The sequence below is a fragment of the Microbacterium sp. Y547 genome, from assembly GCF_057669785.1.
Genome location: NZ_JBYHFN010000001.1, coordinates 258,711 through 276,197, shown reverse-complemented (window position 1 = coordinate 276,197; position 17,487 = coordinate 258,711). Strand labels below are relative to the sequence as shown.

Sequence of the window (17,487 nt, the reverse complement as noted above, 5' to 3'; positions counted from 1 at the left end):
GACAAGACGCCTGTGGCGTCTTGTGCGATGGATGCCGCAGCGGCATTGCTGTGCGGACTGATCGAGCAGGGCGTGCGCCATGTGGTGCTGAGCCCGGGCTCGCGATCGCAGTCCCTCGCCCTCGTCGCCGCTGAGTTCGAGCAGCGCGGCGTCATCCGGCTGCACGTGCGGATCGACGAGCGCGTCGCGGGCTTCACGGCGCTCGGGATCGGGCGCGAGACCGGCACGCCGGCGGCCGTCATCTGCACGTCGGGCACCGCGGTCGCGAACCTGCTGCCGGCCGTCCTCGAAGCCCATCACGCGGGCGTGCCCCTGCTTCTGCTCACGGCCGACCGGCCGCCTGAGCTGCGCGGTATCGGTGCCAACCAGACGACGCGTCAACCCGGGATGTTCGCCCCCCACGTGCGCTTCGACGCCGATCTTCCGACGCCCGACGCGCTCGACCCCGTCGGCGACGCCCCGCAGAGCATCATGCTGCGGGCCGTCGCGACAGAGGCCGTGACCGCCGCGCGGGGGGTGGGGGAGCAGTCCGCCGGCCCGGTGCACCTGAATCTGCCGTACCGCGAGCCCCTCTCCGGAGCCCTGCCCGCGTGGGTCGATGCGCCCGGTCCGGTGGGTGCGGTCGCGGAGCCGATCGAACTGCCCGCGAGCGAGCCGCGGGTCATCGAGCACGGTCCTCGCACGATCGTCGTCGCGGGCGCCGACGCCGGACCCGACGCCGAGCAGCTCGCGCACGAGGGCGGATGGCCGCTCGTCGCCGAGATCGTCAGCGGTGCGCGGTTCGGACGCCACCTCGTGCACGGTTACCGCGCGCTCCTTGCCGACCCCGAGCTCGGGGGCCGCATCGAGCGCGTCATCGTCTTCGGCCACCCGACGCTGTCGCGCGAGGTCGGGGCGCTGCTGTCCCGAACCGATGTCGACGTGTTCGCCGTGCGCGGGCCCGGCGAACATCTCGACCTCAATGGCGTCACCGCTGCGGTCGACGGGGTCACTGTCGCACCCGGCGAGCGCGACCGTGAGTGGCTCGGCGCGTGGATGCGGGCTTCTCGGGCGGCATCCGTCGACCTGAGCCCGCCCGCGCCCGACGCCGAGGGCCTCGCCTCGGTCGAACCCGCGTCACGGCTCGGGGCGATCGCGGCCGAGCTCGAGGTCATCCGCACCCCGGTCGACCGCGAAGCGCTCGTCGACGCGGTGTGGCGCGCGACATGGCCGCACGACCGGCTCATGTTCGGGTCGTCGCGGCTCGTGCGCGTCGCCGACGCGGTACTCGGCGGCAAACGCGTTCCCGTGCACGCCAACCGCGGGCTCGCCGGCATCGACGGGACGATCGCGACGGCGACGGGCATCGCTCTGGCGAGCCAGGACGCGGGCGCGACCGGTGTCACGCGCGTGCTGCTGGGTGACCTCGCGATGCTGCACGACGTGGGCGCGCTCCTGCTGCCGCCGGAAGAGGACGAGCCCCGCATCCAGGTCATCGTCGGCAACGACGGCGGGGGAACGATCTTCGACCATCTCGAGGTTGCGCAGACCGCATCACCGGGCGTGATGAACCGCGTGCTCTACACGCCGCACACGGCGCGACTCGACCACCTCGCGCTCGCGTACGGCTGGGAGTATCAGCGGGTCACGACCCGCTCGGCCCTCGATCAGGCGCTCACGGCGCCGGTGGGCGGGCGCCAGCTCATCGAGGTTCCGCTGTCGCGCTGAACCGAGCCTGACCCGCGTCAGGCGAGGGCGTCGACGATGGGGCGGAACTTCACCCGGGTCTCGAGTAGTTCGGCCTCGGGATCGCTGCCCGCGACGATGCCCGCTCCCGCGTACGCGACGATGGGCAGGGTGTCGCCGCCCGCAGCGAAGCGGCGATCGGGGGCCGATCCGATCTGCGCGCAGCGCAGCGCGATCGCCCACTCGCCGTCGCCGTTCCCGTCGACCCAGCCGACAGGGCCGGCGTAGCGCCCCCGGTCGAACGGCTCGATGCGGTGGATGGCGTCGAGGGCGGCATCCGTCGGGGTTCCTGCCACGGCAGCCGTGGGGTGAAGCGCCGCGACGAGATCGAGAGCGGATGCGTGGTCGGTGATCTCGCCCGCGACATCCGTCGCCAGATGCCACAGGTTGGGCAGTTCGAGCGTGAACGGTTCGGGGTCCGATCGCAGCGCCGACGTATGGGGTGCGAGCGTCTCGAGCACGCTGCGTACGGCGTAGCGGTGCTCGTCGAGGTCTTTCGCGCTCGCCGCCAGGGCGTCGCGGGCCGCGGCATCCTCGGTCGCATCGGCCCCCCGCGGCGTCGTGCCGGCCAGGACACGCGCCGTCACGGTGCCGCCCGACACGGTCACGAGGGTCTCTGGACTCGCGCCGATCATGCCGTCGACGGCAAAGGTCCAGGTGTCGGGATAGTCCGTGGCCAGGGCGCGCACGAGACGCCGCAGATCCGCGCCCGCCGGCACCGTGCCCACGAGGTCGCGCGCGAGCACGACCTTGTCGACCTCGCCGGCAGAGATGGCATCCAGCCCCGCACGCACGGCGGCCTGGTAGCCGGCGCGGTCGAGAGAGCCTGGGCCGAGGGTCGCCGACCAGTGCGGGCCATAGGGGATCGGCTGAGGCGTGCGCTCGACGACGTCGTCGCCATCGACTCGGATGCGGGTGACCCACGCTCGTCCGTCGCGGCGGCCGACGACGATCTCGGGCACGGTGAGCACGCTCGTCGCCTGCGACCGGGCGTCGAAGACGAGGGTGCCGAAAGCGACGAGGCCCGTACCGGGCACGCCCACAGGGTCGTCGATCTCGGTCGCTGCCGCGATGCGCCGCCAGGCATCGGCGGGGGAGGGGGCGTCGGCGGGAGTCTGTCGTCCGTGCTCGAAGCCCACGACCTGCCCGAGGCCGATGAGCCCGTCACCGCGCCGCAGCCACGCAAGCGGATTGCGCGGGTCGGCGAACGGCACGAGATCATCGATCGCGTCGATCTCTCGGGTCTCGACCACCAACGTGAGCGGGCGAGGGACAGGTGTCACGACTCAACTCTAGACTCGCTGCATGGCCACTTCGCGTCCCGTGCCCGGCACGCCTCTGCAGTTTCGCTGGCGCAAGTGGAACGGCGACCCGCACTGGGTGCACGAGTGCATCTACCTCGGCGCCGACGCATGGGGAGAGTGGTTCGGCCAGCCCGTCGGTTCGCGCAGCGCCCGCCCCGGTCGCGAGATCATCACGACAGCGCCCAACGTCACTCTGATGCCCCCGAGCGGCGACTACGCACTCACGGTCAACGTTGCTCCGCCCGCGAGCTATCGCGTCTACATCGATCTCGCGTGGGACGTCCGGTGGGACGGCGGCGAGCCCGAGGGCATCGACATGGATCTCGACGTCGTGCGCGCGATCGACCAGCGCGGCGTGTGGATCGACGACCGCGACGAATGGGACGAGCACCGTGTCGCGTACGGCTACCCGCTCGACATCGTCGCGCGGCTCGAGAGTCTCGCGGTCGACCTGGAGCGCCGCGTCTCACAGCGCGTCGCGCCGTTCGACGATGCGACCGCCGATGCCTGGCTCACGCGGCTCGCCGCGCTCGCGCGCGCTTAGACTCGTCGGGTGAGCGACAACGAGCGCAACCGCGCGGATCTGCACAAGGACCCCGCCCGGGTGAGCGGGATGTTCGACCAGGTCGCACAGCGCTACGACCTCACGAATGACGTCCTGAGCCTCGGCAACGACCGGCTGTGGCGCGTCGCGACGACCCGGGCCGTCGCTCCTCGCCCCGGCCAGCGCATCCTCGATCTCGCTGCCGGAACAGGGGCGTCGAGCGTGGCCCTCGCGCGCAGCGGTGCCGACGTCGTCGCGGCCGACTTCTCGCCGGGCATGATCGCCGAAGGGCGGCGCCGGCACGGCGGCATCCGCAATCTGACGTTCCGCGAAGCGGACGCGACGGATCTGCCGTTCGATGACGACGCGTTCGACACCGTCACGATGTCGTTCGGACTGCGTAACGTCAACGACCCGCAGAAGGCGCTGCGCGAGCTGCTGCGGGTCACCAAGCCCGGTGGTCGCCTCGTCGTCTGCGAGTTCTCGCACCCGCCCTCGCGCGCGTTCGCGGGCCTGTACCGGTTCTACAACGACCGCGTGCTGCCCGTCATCGCCCGTGCCATGAGCTCGAACGCCGAAGCGTACGACTACCTCAACGAATCGATCCGCGATTGGCCTGATCAGGCGCGCCTGGCGACGTGGATCCGTGAGGCGGGATGGACCGACGTCGCGCACCGGAATCTGTCGATGGGGATCGTGGCGCTGCATCGCGCGGTCAAGCCACGCTGAGCGCCACGAGCGCACCTCGTCCGACGGGTAGGCTTGATCTGTGAATCCCTCAGCATCGGGCTCGCGCCTGGCGGGCAAGCTGGGCCTCACCGACCGTATCTTCGGCGGCGCGCGTTCGCGCCGTCTGCTCGCCGAAGTCGAGAGGGGGCTCCAGCGCGTCGACGAGGTTCTGGCCGTCGAACTGCACATGGCCGACCCTCTCGTCGACGCCGCGAGTCGATACCTCTACGAGGCGGGCGGCAAGCGTCTGCGCCCCATGCTCGCGCTGCTCACCGCTCAGCTGGGTGATGGAGCGACCGACGAGGTCGTGAACGCGGCGAGCGCCCTCGAGCTGACGCACCTCGGCTCGCTCTACCACGACGACGTCATGGATGCCGCTGACAAGCGCCGCGGAGTGCCGAGCGCCCACGCGGTCTGGGGCAACAGCGTCGCGATCCTCACGGGTGACCTGCTGTTCTCGCGAGCGAGCCAGATCATGGCCCGCTACGGCGAAGAGGCGATCCAGCTGCAGGCCGACACGTTCGAGCGCCTCGTGCTCGGGCAGATGCACGAGACCATCGGCCCGGGTGAAGACGACGATCCTGTCGCGTTCTACCTGCAGGTGCTCTCCGACAAGACCGGGTCACTCATCGCCGCGGCCGCGCAAGCGGGCGTCGTGTTCTCGAACGGCCCCGCCGAACTGAAGCAGGCGATGGTCCTCTTCGGTGAGAAGAGCGGCGTCGCCTTCCAGCTGCTCGATGACGTCATCGACCTGTCGGATGACCCCGAAGAGACCGGCAAAGTCCCCGGCACCGACCTGCGCGCGGGTGTGCCGACGATGCCGTACCTGCTGCTCACCCAGCGCGACGACGCCGAGTCGCGCGCGCTTCAGGCTGCGATCGATGACGGCGTCGAGCGCATCGCCGCGGGCGACGATTCGTCGATTCTCGACGAGCCGCTGAGGCGGCTGCGCGAGCACGAAGCGACGCAGGCCACCCTCGACCTCGCGAACACGTGGTCGCGCGAAGCGATCGAAGCACTCGCTCCCGTGCCCGACGGCCCCGTGCGCGAGGCGCTCACGCGCTTCGCGAAAGCCGTCGCCGACCGCTCCAACTGACGCTGCGGCGTCCCACACCGACGTCCCGGAAGGAACCCCCATGACCAAGCTCCGCCTCGCCATCGTCGGCGCCGGGCCCGCGGGCATCTACGCCGCGGACATCCTCCTGAAGGCCGAGCGCAAGTTCGACGTCTCGATCGACCTGTTCGAGCAGCTGCCCGCCCCCTATGGGCTCGTGCGCTACGGCGTCGCTCCCGACCACCCGCGGATCAAGGGCATCATCACGGCGCTGCGCGACGTGCTGGACCGGGGCGACATCCGCATCTTCGGCAATGTGCGCTTCGGTGAGGACATCACCCTCGACGACCTCAAGCGCCACTACCACGCCGTCATCTTCGCCACGGGCGCGACCCGTGACACCGACCTCGACATCCCCGGCGTCGACGCGAAGGGCTCGTACGGCGCGGCGGATTTCGTCAGCTGGTTCGACGGGCATCCCGATGTGCCGCGCGAGTGGCCGCTCGAGGCGGAATCCATTGCCGTGCTCGGAAACGGCAACGTCGCGCTCGATGTGTCGCGCATCCTCGCGAAGCACCCCGAGGACTTGCTGTCGACCGAGATCCCCGACAACGTCTACCAGGGGCTGAAGGCCTCGCCCGTCACCGATGTCCACGTGTTCGGACGCCGTGGACCGGCGCAGGTGAAGTTCACGCCGCTCGAGCTGCGCGAACTCGGCGAGCTGCGTGACGTCGACATCGTCGTCTACGACGAGGACTTCGACTACGACGATGCGTCGCGGGCGGCCATCGCGAGCAACAAGCAGGTCATGGTGATCGACCGCGTGCTGCAGTCGTGGCGCCAGCGCCCCTCGGCCAACAACGCCGGCGGCGAGGCATCGCGGCGCCTGCACCTGCACTTCTATGCGCGTCCGGTCGAAGTTCGCAAGGACGCCGACGGTGCTGTGGCCGCGCTCGTCTACGAGCGCACGCGCCCCGACGGTGAGGGCGGCGTCGAGGGCACGGGCGAGATGCGCGAGCTGCCGATCCAGGCGCTGTACCGCGCCGTCGGATACTTCGGATCTCCGCTTGCCGGCGTGCCCTTCGACAAGCGCCACGGCGTCATTCCGAACCACGAGGGTCAGGTGCTGCACAAAGACTCCAACGAGCGGGTGCCGGGCGTCTACGCCACGGGCTGGATCAAGCGCGGTCCCGTCGGGCTCATCGGGCACACGAAGTCCGATGCGATGGAGACGGTGCGCCACCTCATCAACGACCAGGGCTCGTGGTGGGACCCGGCGGATCCCTCCGACGAGGCGATCCCGGCGCTCCTCGCGGAACGCGGCGTGCAGTGGACCGACCTCGACGGCTGGCACCGCCTCGACGAGCACGAGATCGCTCTCGGCGCTCCCCACGAACGCGCGCGCATCAAGGTCGTCGCGCGCGACGAGATGGTCCGGGTCTCGCGGGGCGAGTGAAAGAGCATCGGTGGCTGAGCGCGCATCGCACGAATGGCTCCCCGATGTCCTGGGGGAGCCCTTCGAGCAGGTGACGCTGCCGCTCGGCGACGATGAGGAAGGCCCCGTCGTCGCAACCCTCGTGCGGCTGCGGGCGAAGAGTCCGGTGCTGGGCGGTCTGTTCGGCGATCGCCGCCGGTTCGCGGACGTCGATGTGCTCTACGTGCACGGCTGGTCGGATTACTTCTTCCAGACGCGGCTCGCCCGTTATTGGGCCGATCACGGGGCGAACTTCTATGCGCTGGACCTGCGCAAGTACGGGCGCAGCATCCGCGAGGGGCAGACCCCGGGTTACATCGCCGATCTCACCGCGTACGACGCCGACATCGCGGCGGCGTTCGAGGCGATGGGGCGCAGCGCCGACGGGTCAGGGGAGCGACGCCTCGTGCTCTTCGGACACTCGACGGGCGGACTCACGCTGAGTCTCTGGGCGAGCCGCAACCCCGGCATCGCCGCCGCGGTCATCCTGAACAGCCCGTGGCTCGAATTCCAGCTGAGTGCCGTGACGCGTGCCGCGATCGCCCCCGTGCTGGGCCTGCACTCCAAACTCCGTCCGTTCGACCTGTGGCCGCAGATGGATGCCGGTTTCTATGCCCGCGCGCAGCGCGAAGTCGCGGACCCCGATGACCCCGTGACGATCGAGGCTGCGTGGCGCCCCGACCAGACGATGCCGGTGCACGTCGGATGGATGCACGCGGTCATCGCGGGGCACACGAAGGTGGCTGCGGGGCTCGCGATCGCGGCTCCCATCTGCGTCCTGCTGTCGGCGCGCACCGCGATCCCGACGAGGTGGGGCGAAGACCTCACGAGCGCCGACACCGTGCTCATCGTCGACGACATCGCGCGCGCGTCGCTCAAGCTCGGGCAGTCGGTGACCGTCGAGCGGATCGACGGAGCCCTGCACGACGTGTTCCTCTCGCGACGTGAGGCACGCGCCGAGGCCTACGCCCGACTCGACCGGTGGGCGACGGCGATGCTCTCCCGCCGCTGACCCCGCGCTCGACCCCGAGCGGTGCGGGCGGTACGCCCGTTGCATCGACCATCACCCCCGCCGGGTGACGACCGGCGTGGGCGGGCGCGTTAGCGTGCAGGCGCGATGTCGTACGAGGAAGGCTCGATCGTTGTCGCCTTCGTGATCCCGCTTCTTCCGCTCAGCACTTATGGCCTACGCTGAGTCGTCTTCCATCCTGAGCAGGAGGTCCACAATGGGGCATTTGATCTACGGGGTTGCGCCGGCCATCCGCATCGAGGATCGGGCGCTGGATCACCTGCGTGTGGTGATGGTGACGAAGTTGCGGCGAGACGAGAGCTTCAGCTTCAACTGGGATGACGAGGGTCCGGTCGACGGCGACGACGCGATCCCCGGTGCGGGTCTTCACGGCACCGTGTGGATCTCGAAGAGCACCTCGCTGTACTTCAGCTTCGACGGCGATCGCGATCACACCATGAACAGGAAGTGGCTCGAAGCCCTCGCCATGTCGGCCAACAGCACGGCGGGTCTGCGGCTCGTGCCTGAGCCCGAATCGGACTGACAGCCTCGCTTTAGCGGTAGTTGACGTACTGCAGGTCGACGTCGAGATCGGCGGCCTTCAGCAGACGCTGGACCTCCTGAAGGTCGTCGCGGCTCTTGGACTGCACGCGCAGCTCGTCGCCCTGGATCTGTGACTTGACCGACTTGGGGCCCTCGTCGCGGATGATCTTCGAGATCTTCTTGGCGTTCTCGGACGAGATGCCCTCTTTGAGCGTCGAGACGATGCGGTACTCCTTGCCGCTCGCCGTCGGCTCGCCTGTCTCGAGGCTCTTCAGCGAGATGCCGCGCTTGATGAGCTTGGACTGGAAGACATCGAGCACGGCCTTGGCGCGCTCTTCGCTGTTCGCCTTGATGAGGATCGACTCGCCGCTCCACGCGATGGACGCGTCGGTGCCTTTGAAGTCGTAGCGCTGCTCGACCTCTTTGCGCGCCTGGTTGAGGGCGTTGTCGGCCTCTTGCTGGTCGATTTTCGAAACGATGTCGAACGAGGAATCTGCCATGCCGCGAGTCTAGTCGCGGCTTGCGATGCGCACCCCGGGTGCAAACGCTTGCAAGAGGCGGGTCGATGATGCTCGTTCCCTGCGTGTAGGAGGTCACGAACGTGTATCGAGATCGTTTCGCGAGGTTGCACGGCGTGGCGATCGAGATGACAATGTAAGCGCTTACATTTCTTGTGAGCGGGAAAGCCGGTCTCGCCCGGCGCTTCGCGCCGCGAAGCCGGCATACCCCTACAGCATTTGAGAGAGGCACACCGATGACGGTGAAGAAGAAGGGCGTTCTCGCGTTCGGCGCGCTCGTCGCAGGCAGCGCCATGCTGCTCGCTGGCTGCTCGGGCGACAGCGGCGGCGGCGAAGAGACCGGCGGCGGCGAATCGAAGGCCGGCGAACTGACCGTCTGGGTCGACGCTGAGCGCATCGACGCTCTGAAGGATGTCGCCTCCGAGTACAGCGACAAGACCGGTGTCACGGTGAACCTGGTGTCCAAGGACACCGACACCATCAAGGACGACTTCATCCAGCAGGTTCCGACGGGCCGCGGCCCCGACATCGCGATGGGTGCGCACGACTGGGTCGGCGAGCTGTCGACGAACGGCGTCGTCGCCCCGATCGAGCTCGGCGACACCGCAGAGGGCTACCTGCCCGTCGCGATCCAGGCCTCCACGTACGAGGGCACCACCTACCTCCTGCCGTACGCCGTCGAGAACATCGCCGTGCTGCGCAACGCCGACCTCGTGCCCGACGCGGCGACGAGCTTCGACGACATGATCGCGAAGGGTCAGGCCGCGGGCCTTGACCAGCCGTTCGTCGTCGAACAGGGCGCTGAGGGCAACCCCTACCACCTGTACCCGTTCCAGACGGCGTTCGGTGCACCCGTCTTCGGGCTCGACGCCGAGGGCAACTACGACCCCGCCAAGCTCGAGCTCGGCAGCCCCGGCGGCTTCGAGTTCGCCACGTGGCTCTCGGGTCAGGGTGCGAACGGCACCGGTGTCTTCAACACCGACATCGACGGTGACATCGCCAAGCAGTCGTTCCTCGACGGAACCGCGGCCTTCTGGCTCACGGGCCCTTGGAACGTCGGCACGGCCGTCGACGCGGGCATCAACGTCGCGATCGACACCATCCCCAGCCCGACCGCCGAGCCCGCTGCTCCGTTCGCGGGGGTCAAGGGCTTCTACCTCAGCGCCGAATCCGAGAACAAGGTCGCCGCGAACGACTTCCTCGTGAACTACCTCGGCACCGAAGAAGTCCAGCTGAAGCTGTTCGAGTCGGGCAATGTGCTCCCCGCTCTGACGGCCGCCGCCGACACGGCATCCGCTGACCCGATCGTGGGCGGCTTCGCCGCGGTCGGCGAAGAGGCCGTGGCCATGCCGGCGATCGCGCAGATGGGCTCCGTGTGGGAGTACTGGGGCATCGCCCAGGCCGAGATCATCAACGGTGCTGACCCCGCGGCGACGTGGCAGAAGCTCGTCGACGATGTGACGGCTGCCATCGGCTGACGTCTTGCGTATGCCGGGGCTCGGTCTTCATACGAGGACTGAGCCCCGGCATCCCGCTACGATCACGCATTATCGGCAGAGTCGCCACATCGGACTGCCCGTACGCAACGGAGGCTGCGAGTGACGAGCAACTCGCTCGAAGAACGCACGACGGACCCCGCGGCCGACCCGCGACGCATGAAGCGATCGAAGCAGGCCGCTCGCATCGCGGATGCCGCGTCGCTGGGTGTCAAGGGATGGATCGTCAAGATCGTCCTGCTGGGGATCCTCGACGCGCTCGCCGTGTTCGCGCTCTTCGTGCTGCTGAGCAACCGCGAGTGGCTCGTGGCCGGGCTCGTCGCGGTCACCGCGGCACTGCTCAACTGGATCTACCTGTCGCGTCGCAAGCTGCCGGCGAAGTATCTGGCGCCCGGCGTCATCTTCCTGCTCATCTTCCAGGTCTTCGCGCTCGTCTACACCGGCTACATCGGCTTCACCAACTACGGCACGGGACACAACGGCTCCAAAGAGCAGGCGGTGTCCTCGCTCATGGCCTCGGCGCTCGAGCGCGTGCCGGACTCGCCGACCTACGACGTCACCGTCGTGTCGCAGCTCGGCCAGTACGGCGTCCTCGTGACCGACCCGGACGGCGAGGCGTTCTTCGGCACGAACGAGCAGCCCCTCGAGCCGGCGTCCGGAGCACAGTTCGACGGCGGCAAGGCCGTGGCGCTCGATGGTTGGACGTCGCTCACCTTCGCCGATGTGCTGGCCAACCAGAGCGTGATCGAGGAACTCGCCGTTCCCGTCTCGGACGACGAGAACGACGGCCGGCTCCTCACGCCCGACGGGCAGCGCGGCTACCTCTACACCTCGGCGCTGATCTACGACGCGGATGCCGGCACGATGACCGACACCCGCAACGGCACGGTCTACACCGACACGGGCGTCGGCGCGTTCACCGCAGAAGACGGCTCGCAGCTCATGCCGGGCTGGACGATCGTCGTCGGGTTCGACAACTTCGCCCGCGCCGTGACGGATGAGAGCATCCGCGGACCGCTGTTCTACGTGACGCTGTGGACGTTCGTCTTCGCGATCGTGTCGGTGGCCACGACCTTCTTCCTGGGGCTCTTCCTCGCGATCGTGTTCAACGACATGCGGATGCGGGGACGCAAGTTCTATCGCATCCTGATGATCCTGCCGTACGCGTTCCCATCGTTCCTCTCGGCGCTCGTGTGGGCGGGCATGATGAACGAGAGCTTCGGGTTCATCAACCAGGTGCTGCTCGGCGGGGCCGCGGTGCCCTGGCTCACCGACCCCACGCTGGCGAAGGTCTCGGTGCTTCTGGTCAACCTCTGGCTCGGCTATCCGTACATGTTCCTCGTGTGCATGGGGGCGCTGCAGTCCATCCCCGACGATGTCGTCGAAGCCGCCAAGATGGACGGCGCGCGATCGTGGGGGATCTTCCGGCTCATCAAACTGCCGCTCCTGCTGGTGACGGTCGCACCGCTTCTGATCGCGTCGTTCGCGTTCAACTTCAACAACTTCAACCTGATCTACATGCTCACAAACGGCGGGCCTCGCGACTCGTCCGCCGCGATCAACGTCGGTCACACCGACATCCTGATCTCGATGGTCTACAAGGTGGCCTTCACGGGTCAGAACCGTGATTACGGTCTCGCATCCGCCTTCACGATCCTCATCTTCATCGTCGTCGCGGTGATCTCGATCATCAGCTTCCGACGCACCAAGGCGCTGGAGGAGCTGAACTGATGCCCGAATCCTTCCCCGGCAGCACCAGCGGCCTCTTGGCCGGCGAGGCGCAGGCCCTGCACGAAGACCGCCGCCGCGGTCGTCGATCCCGGCGCCGCGCCGACGCCGACTTCTACGAACGCCCCAAGACATTCGGGCAGTGGTTCCGCGCGACCGGCTGGCGGCACCTCGTCGGCATCGCGATGATCATCTTCTCGACGTTCCCGCTGCTGTTCGTGCTGTCGTCATCGCTCAACCCCCGCGGCACGCTCACCGGCTCCAACGCGCTCTTCTCGACGGTCGGCTTCGAGAGCTACATGCGGATGCTGAGCGACCCCAACAACCCGTACGTGAACTGGTTCTTCAACACGCTCGTCGTGGCCAGCGTCACGGCCGTCGGCACGGTGTTCCTGGGTGGCCTCGCGGCATACTCCTTCTCGCGCATGCGCTTCACGGGGCGACGGATCGGCCTCGTGTCGATCGTCATCGTGCAGATGTTCCCGCAGCTGCTCGCCGTGGTGGCGCTGTTCCTTCTCATGTCGGCGATCGGCGACTGGTTCCCCGCGCTGGGGCTCGACACCCACCTCGGCCTGATCATGGTCTACCTCGGCGGTGCCCTCGGCGTGAACACGTACCTCATGTACGGGTTCTTCAACACGATCCCCGCCTCGATCGACGAAGCGGCCAAGATCGACGGCGCCGGTCACGCGCGCATCTTCTTCACGATCATCCTGCGCCTGGCTGCCCCGATCCTCGCGGTCGTCGCGCTGCTGTCGTTCATCGCGTCGTTCAGCGAATTCGTCATCGCGAGCGTCATCCTCATCGAACCCGAGAAGCAGACCCTCGCCGTGGGTCTGACGAAGATGGTCTCCAATCCCCGCTACGCGGATTGGAGTGCGTTCTCGGCGGGAGCGGTGATGGCCGCCCTGCCGGTCATGGCGCTCTTCCTGATCCTGCAGAAGTACATCGTCGGTGGACTCACCGCGGGCGCTGTCAAGTAGCCGGCGATGCCGCGGATCTGAGGCAGGCTGGCGATCATGACCCTTCAGCCCCACCACGACGGTTCACCGCTCTACGTCTCGAACGGCACACCGCAACTCGGCGAGACCGTGCAGGTGCGCGTTCGCGTGCCGCACGGGTACGGGCCGCTGCGGGCCGTGCGCACGCGGTCGAACCCCGATCACGAACCGAGCTGGACGGTTGCCGCCTTCATCGGCTCATCCGACGGCTGGGACTGGTGGGAGGCACCCGTCACGGTGCACAACCCGCGCCACGGCTACCGCTGGGTCTTCGTGCACGAAGACGGACGGGTGCAGTGGCTCAACCAGACCGGCCTGCACGAGATCGAGACGCTCGACGCCGACGACTTCGCACTGGTCGCCTATCCCGCCCCGCCCGCGTGGCTCTACGACGCGGTCATGTACCAGGTGTTCCCCGACCGGTTCGCGCGGTCGGCGCAGGCGGATGCCCGTGCCGTGCCGGAGTGGGCGCAGCCGGCCGCGTGGGACGACCCCGTCGACCCCGTCTCGCCGGGCCGCTCGCAGCAGTTCTACGGCGGCGACCTCGACGGGATCACCGAGAAGCTCGACCACCTCGTCGAGCTCGGGGTGAACGTCCTGTATCTCACCCCGGTCTTCCCCGCGGCATCCAATCATCGCTACGACGCGTCGAGCTTTCTCTCGGTCGACCCGCTGCTGGGCGGGGATGAGGCGTACATCCGGCTCATCGACGCGGCGCACGCCCGCGGCATCCGGGTCATCGGCGACCTCACGAGCAACCACTCCGGTGACCGTCACGAGTGGTTCACCTCGGCCTTCGGCCACCCCGGCGCCGAGACCGAAGACTTCTACTACTTCCGTGACGGCAACACCCGGTACGAGTCGTGGCTGGGCGTTGCGAGCCTGCCGAAGTTCAACTGGGCGTCGCCCAAGCTGCGGGAAGCGTTCGTCGACGGACCGGACTCGGTCGTCGCGCGATGGCTCAAGCCGCCGTACTCGACGGACGGATGGCGCATCGACGTTGCGAACATGACGGGGCGCCTGCGAGACATCGACCTCAACGCCGAGGTGCGCCAGCTGCTGCAGGCGACGATGCGCGAGATCAACCCCGACGCGATCCTGCTCGGCGAATCGACCAATGACGCCGCGAGCGACCTCCATGGCGACGGATGGCACGGGGCGATGACGTACCCGTCGTTCACGCGGCCGCTGTGGGGGTGGCTGTCCGAGCCGACGGGGCAGTCCTATCTCACGGCCGAGGGTGCGGAGTGCACCGAGCCGTGGTTCTTCACGCAGCCGCTGGGGGGGATCCCGCGCTACACCGCGCGCCAGTTCGTCGACGCCGTCGTGCGCTTCACTGCGGGAGTCCCGTGGCGCGTTCGCCTGGGCAACATGCAGCCGCTGGATACGCACGACACCGCGCGGTTCGCGACGAATGCGGCGCCGGGCACGGTCCCCGTCGCCGTCGGGCTGTCGATGACCCTGCCGGGACTGCCCGTCGTGTTCGCGGGCGACGAGTACGGGCTCGTCGGGGTCGATGGCGAGTCGAGCCGCACACCGATGCCGTGGGGGAGCGAAGACGAACCCGCCGTCGCCGAGCGGCTCGCGCTGTACCGTTCGCACATCGCGCTGCGGCGCGCGCACCCCGTGCTCGGCACGGGCGGGCTGCGATGGCTGCACGTCGACGACGAGACCGTCGTGTTCGCCCGTGAGTCGGCCGACGAGACGGTCGTCGTGCTCGCGACGCGCGGCGACGCCGATGTCGAGCTCGCTCCCGGCGCCGTGCCCGACGCCGCCGCGTCGCTGCTCGTCGGCGAGGCGACGCTCGCACGGGCGGCGGACGGCTCCGTCGCGCTCTCGGCCGAGGGTCCCGCGTTCGCCGCGTGGTCGCTGCCCGGCGTGCGCGTTCCCGCCTGAGCGGCGGAGCGAGGCGGGTGCCCGCGTGCAGAACGCGTGACACCGGGTCGCGACCGGGCGGATGCCGCCGCTGGGCCCCGTTGCCGTCTCATGGCCCCTAGCGGAGCGGCGTTCGTAGACTGAGGGGATGCGCCCGCTCACAGAAGTCGGACTTCGAGCCGCGATGGCCAACGCATCGCACGATGACCTGCGGCTGCTCACGGTGCCGGCAGACTTCGTCATCGCCGACTGGGACCACCTCGACTTCTATGCGTGGCGGGATCCCCGCACGCGCTCGCGTGGCTACATCGTCGCCGAGATCGACGGGCAGCCGCACGGAGTGGTGCTGCGCGCCGCCGAGGGGTCCTCCCTCGCGCGGTCGGCCATGTGCAACCTCTGCCACACGATGCAGCCGGCCGATCAGGTGGCGCTCTTCACGGCCCGCAAAGCGGGCGATGCGGGCGAGCACGGCGACAGCATCGGCACCTACATCTGCTCCGACCTGTCGTGCCACGAGAACGTGCGGCTGGCGGCGCCGCTCGCGCCGAGCGAGATCCGCGCGAGTGTGGATCGCCGGATCGACGGCACCCGCGCGCGGGTCGAGTCCTTTGTCGCCCGAGTGCTCGAGACGGCGGGCTCACGTCGGTGACGGCCGCCGAGAAGTGGGATGCGCTCCTTCGCGATGCGGTGGATGTCGCCGCTGCCACCTGCCGATGCGCGGGCGCGATGCTGCGCACGCCGAGCGCTCTGGGCGGCATGGATCTCAGCTGTATCGGCACCTGAGCGAGTCGATTTCGAACACCGGCAAGATGCGCGTAAGATTATGGATCGCGCCTCCGTTCGCCTGATAAAGCCGGGCGGGTGCGCACCCGGCGAGTTACCCAAGCGGCCAAAGGGATCTGACTGTAAATCAGACTGCTCAGCATTCGGGGGTTCGAATCCCTCACTCGCCACCACATCAAGAAGGCCCGGAATCTCGCAGAAGTTTGCGAGTCCGGGCCTCTGGCGTTGATGGAGGATGATCAGGCCGTCCCCTCCGGAAACCCTCTCGCGGCAGTGTCGGTTGCGACATTCGTGGTGATACGCGTGATCATGGCCGTATGAGCAAGAACGTGCTTGTCGAGGGCAAGCCACGCATCGGGTGGATGATCGACGGCGACCCCGATACGCCTGAGATCGCCGTCATGCTAGAACTAACCGAGGAATCCGTTCAGCTCACAATCGCGACCAAGGGGCTGTTCGGCCGAGATGACCCCTACGCCAGGTGGTTTGGCAGCGGCGTAATGTACGGCGACGATCCGGAACAAACCAAGTATCGCTATGCGCCACCGCCCAACATCTTGTTCTACGACCACCTGGGCTCGGTCGTATTGGTCGGATGCAGACCGACGGCATCCTCATCTAACTCGAACGGAGCCGGGTTCGGACGGGTCGTGGCCAACTATGCAGTTCTCGGCCAGCGCCAAATGGACATCGACAAGATCAACGGCGTGCGGACCGAGATGCCGGGACTGGCCGCGTGGACCAGCATCAGCAGCACGACGACCGAGGTCAAGACTGACGCTGTGAGTCGGTCGCGCGAGTACAACATCACTCTGCGCTCCCCAGACGCAACACGCCTAGCTAGAGCCAAGAATCTCTCCTTGCAACCATCGTGGCGGACGTCAGTGCCGACTCCCGGAACGATCGCAACACACGACGTCATTCAACTCGTTACCGAGACGGTGCGAGCAGAGCCTTGGGAAAACCATCTGGCACCGCATCGCGCCGTGCAGGATCTGCTCTCGCTGTCCGCCTGGAGGCAATTTGGGTACTCGCGAATCGAGGTTGGAAAGGTTCGGCCGCTCGATCCCGACACCAACAGGAGGGTTGCTCCAGGCTCCGACATGGAATGGAACGAGGTCGTGACACATCGTCTACGGCTGCACGAGCCGTGGAAGTCGGAACCACGATTCCTGTTCACATTTGATGACATTGGGTCAGCTGGTGTAGAGCGCTGGATACGGATTCGGCGGGAGTACGAGCGCTCGATGCTCCCTCTTACCGGCGTCATCGACCAGCGAGGGATGTTTGCGGAGACCCGCGTAATGCAGACCGGGATTGCCGTGGAGGCCTTGGGCTTTCAACTCGCCAGCGAGCAGACGCCTTCTGGGTTGAACTCACGAGGACAGATCAGTTACAACGACGCGATGGATGTCATAGTCGCGGACATGTCCGTCGTCCCCGTGCCAGATGTGGAGGCATGGAAGACGAGATCGAGACTGAGCTACATGGGCGTGAAGCACGCCGACAACCCGACTCCGGACATCCTGACGATCGCAAACGCGTATCGCGAGAACGCTTTGATGCTCAGATATTGGCTCGCCTCAAAGCTCGGATGCAGCCACCAGGTGTTGCGGGACCGTCTGGATAGGGACCCGCTCAGCGGAGAGTATCGCCCCGCCTAGTCCGAGCGACGCTCAGGCTGCGATCTCTTTCTGGGCGGGC

The 17,487-nt window shown here is 67.9% G+C and carries 16 protein-coding genes and 1 tRNA gene; 15 read left to right on the top strand and 2 right to left on the bottom strand.

Features of this window, described 5'->3' with window-relative positions; translation table 11 throughout:
* Nucleotides 1-27: 27 nt before the first annotated feature.
* The gene (gene menD, locus AC25Y0_RS01420) at nucleotides 28-1,707 is read left to right on the top strand and encodes a 2-succinyl-5-enolpyruvyl-6-hydroxy-3-cyclohexene-1-carboxylic-acid synthase (protein WP_488134166.1); all 1,680 of its coding nucleotides are present in this window, start codon (nucleotides 28-30) and stop codon (nucleotides 1,705-1,707) included.
* A gap of 17 nt (nucleotides 1,708-1,724) precedes the next feature.
* Here the strand turns inward: menD and AC25Y0_RS01415 are convergent, their stop codons facing one another.
* On the bottom strand, nucleotides 1,725-3,008 hold the full coding sequence (locus AC25Y0_RS01415; RefSeq protein WP_488122573.1) for an isochorismate synthase: 1,284 nt from the start codon (nucleotides 3,006-3,008) through the stop codon (nucleotides 1,725-1,727).
* Nucleotides 3,009-3,030: 22 nt separating this feature from the next.
* Between AC25Y0_RS01415 and AC25Y0_RS01410 the strand changes: the two genes are divergently transcribed.
* The 6 genes from AC25Y0_RS01410 (at nucleotide 3,031) to AC25Y0_RS01385 (ending at nucleotide 8,383) form a co-directional block, all read left to right on the top strand.
* Nucleotides 3,031-3,573: a DUF402 domain-containing protein gene (locus AC25Y0_RS01410; RefSeq protein WP_488122572.1), complete on the top strand. Its 543-nt coding sequence runs from the start codon at nucleotides 3,031-3,033 to the stop codon at nucleotides 3,571-3,573.
* Nucleotides 3,574-3,642: 69 nt separating this feature from the next.
* Nucleotides 3,643-4,302 (top strand): class I SAM-dependent methyltransferase, encoded by a 660-nt coding sequence (locus AC25Y0_RS01405; protein ID WP_488122867.1) that lies wholly within the window; start codon nucleotides 3,643-3,645, stop codon nucleotides 4,300-4,302.
* Nucleotides 4,303-4,342: 40 nt separating this feature from the next.
* Complete coding sequence (locus tag AC25Y0_RS01400) at nucleotides 4,343-5,398, top strand: polyprenyl synthetase family protein (RefSeq protein ID WP_488122571.1); 1,056 nt, start codon at nucleotides 4,343-4,345, stop codon at nucleotides 5,396-5,398.
* 40 nt (nucleotides 5,399-5,438) lie between these two features.
* Entirely contained in the window at nucleotides 5,439-6,812 is a 1,374-nt protein-coding gene (locus AC25Y0_RS01395; protein ID WP_488134073.1) for an FAD-dependent oxidoreductase, read from the top strand.
* A 10-nt stretch (nucleotides 6,813-6,822) separates the two neighbouring features.
* On the top strand, nucleotides 6,823-7,842 hold the full coding sequence (locus AC25Y0_RS01390) for an alpha/beta hydrolase (RefSeq protein WP_488134072.1): 1,020 nt from the start codon (nucleotides 6,823-6,825) through the stop codon (nucleotides 7,840-7,842).
* A 214-nt stretch (nucleotides 7,843-8,056) separates the two neighbouring features.
* Nucleotides 8,057-8,383 (top strand): DUF7882 family protein, encoded by a 327-nt coding sequence (locus AC25Y0_RS01385; RefSeq protein ID WP_488122568.1) that lies wholly within the window; start codon nucleotides 8,057-8,059, stop codon nucleotides 8,381-8,383.
* A 10-nt stretch (nucleotides 8,384-8,393) separates the two neighbouring features.
* On the opposite strand, the gene AC25Y0_RS01380 is transcribed toward AC25Y0_RS01385, so the two are convergent.
* Nucleotides 8,394-8,882 (bottom strand): YajQ family cyclic di-GMP-binding protein, encoded by a 489-nt coding sequence (locus AC25Y0_RS01380; protein ID WP_376125032.1) that lies wholly within the window; start codon nucleotides 8,880-8,882, stop codon nucleotides 8,394-8,396.
* Between the two features lie 254 nt (nucleotides 8,883-9,136).
* Here AC25Y0_RS01380 and AC25Y0_RS01375 point away from each other — a divergent pair, with 254 nt between their 5' ends.
* From AC25Y0_RS01375 to AC25Y0_RS01340, 8 genes are all read left to right on the top strand, one after another.
* A complete protein-coding gene (locus tag AC25Y0_RS01375; protein ID WP_488122567.1) occupies nucleotides 9,137-10,378 on the top strand; it encodes a sugar ABC transporter substrate-binding protein in 1,242 nt (413 codons plus the stop codon).
* Nucleotides 10,379-10,555: 177 nt separating this feature from the next.
* Nucleotides 10,556-12,127 (top strand): ABC transporter permease subunit, encoded by a 1,572-nt coding sequence (locus tag AC25Y0_RS01370; RefSeq protein WP_488122866.1) that lies wholly within the window; start codon nucleotides 10,556-10,558, stop codon nucleotides 12,125-12,127.
* Nucleotides 12,127-13,107 carry a sugar ABC transporter permease gene (locus AC25Y0_RS01365; RefSeq protein WP_488122566.1) on the top strand — a complete coding sequence of 327 codons (981 nt, stop codon included), beginning with the start codon at nucleotides 12,127-12,129 and terminating at the stop codon, nucleotides 13,105-13,107. Before AC25Y0_RS01370 ends, AC25Y0_RS01365 begins: the two co-directional genes overlap by 1 nt.
* Before the next feature lie 36 nt (nucleotides 13,108-13,143).
* Complete coding sequence (locus AC25Y0_RS01360) at nucleotides 13,144-15,021, top strand: glycoside hydrolase family 13 protein (RefSeq protein ID WP_488134071.1); 1,878 nt, start codon at nucleotides 13,144-13,146, stop codon at nucleotides 15,019-15,021.
* A gap of 127 nt (nucleotides 15,022-15,148) precedes the next feature.
* A complete protein-coding gene (locus AC25Y0_RS01355) occupies nucleotides 15,149-15,649 on the top strand; it encodes an FBP domain-containing protein (RefSeq protein WP_488122564.1) in 501 nt (166 codons plus the stop codon).
* Nucleotides 15,646-15,783: a hypothetical protein gene (locus AC25Y0_RS01350; protein ID WP_488122563.1), complete on the top strand. Its 138-nt coding sequence runs from the start codon at nucleotides 15,646-15,648 to the stop codon at nucleotides 15,781-15,783. Before AC25Y0_RS01355 ends, AC25Y0_RS01350 begins: the two co-directional genes overlap by 4 nt.
* A gap of 88 nt (nucleotides 15,784-15,871) precedes the next feature.
* Nucleotides 15,872-15,956 (top strand) — tRNA-Tyr (locus AC25Y0_RS01345).
* Between the two features lie 144 nt (nucleotides 15,957-16,100).
* Nucleotides 16,101-17,447, top strand: a complete 1,347-nt coding sequence (locus AC25Y0_RS01340) for an ApeA N-terminal domain 1-containing protein (RefSeq protein ID WP_488134070.1) — start codon at nucleotides 16,101-16,103, stop codon at nucleotides 17,445-17,447.
* Nucleotides 17,448-17,487 lie beyond the last annotated feature (40 nt).

Excerpts from the sequence above, each read along its gene's own strand:
- AC25Y0_RS01375 (WP_488122567.1), top strand. The coding sequence starts at position 9,137 with ATGACGGTGAAGAAGAAGGGCGTTCTCGCGTTCGGCGCGCTCGTCGCA.
- AC25Y0_RS01395 (WP_488134073.1), top strand. The coding sequence starts at position 5,439 with ATGACCAAGCTCCGCCTCGCCATCGTCGGCGCCGGGCCCGCGGGCATC.
- AC25Y0_RS01380 (WP_376125032.1), bottom strand. The coding sequence starts at position 8,882 with ATGGCAGATTCCTCGTTCGACATCGTTTCGAAAATCGACCAGCAAGAG.
- AC25Y0_RS01385 (WP_488122568.1), top strand. The coding sequence starts at position 8,057 with ATGGGGCATTTGATCTACGGGGTTGCGCCGGCCATCCGCATCGAGGAT.
- AC25Y0_RS01365 (WP_488122566.1), top strand. The coding sequence starts at position 12,127 with ATGCCCGAATCCTTCCCCGGCAGCACCAGCGGCCTCTTGGCCGGCGAG.
- AC25Y0_RS01370 (WP_488122866.1), top strand. The coding sequence starts at position 10,556 with ATGAAGCGATCGAAGCAGGCCGCTCGCATCGCGGATGCCGCGTCGCTG.
- AC25Y0_RS01405 (WP_488122867.1), top strand. The coding sequence starts at position 3,643 with ATGTTCGACCAGGTCGCACAGCGCTACGACCTCACGAATGACGTCCTG.
- AC25Y0_RS01340 (WP_488134070.1), top strand. The coding sequence starts at position 16,101 with ATGAGCAAGAACGTGCTTGTCGAGGGCAAGCCACGCATCGGGTGGATG.
- AC25Y0_RS01355 (WP_488122564.1), top strand. The coding sequence starts at position 15,149 with ATGCGCCCGCTCACAGAAGTCGGACTTCGAGCCGCGATGGCCAACGCA.
- menD (WP_488134166.1), top strand. The coding sequence starts at position 28 with ATGGATGCCGCAGCGGCATTGCTGTGCGGACTGATCGAGCAGGGCGTG.
- AC25Y0_RS01410 (WP_488122572.1), top strand. The coding sequence starts at position 3,031 with ATGGCCACTTCGCGTCCCGTGCCCGGCACGCCTCTGCAGTTTCGCTGG.
- AC25Y0_RS01360 (WP_488134071.1), top strand. The coding sequence starts at position 13,144 with ATGACCCTTCAGCCCCACCACGACGGTTCACCGCTCTACGTCTCGAAC.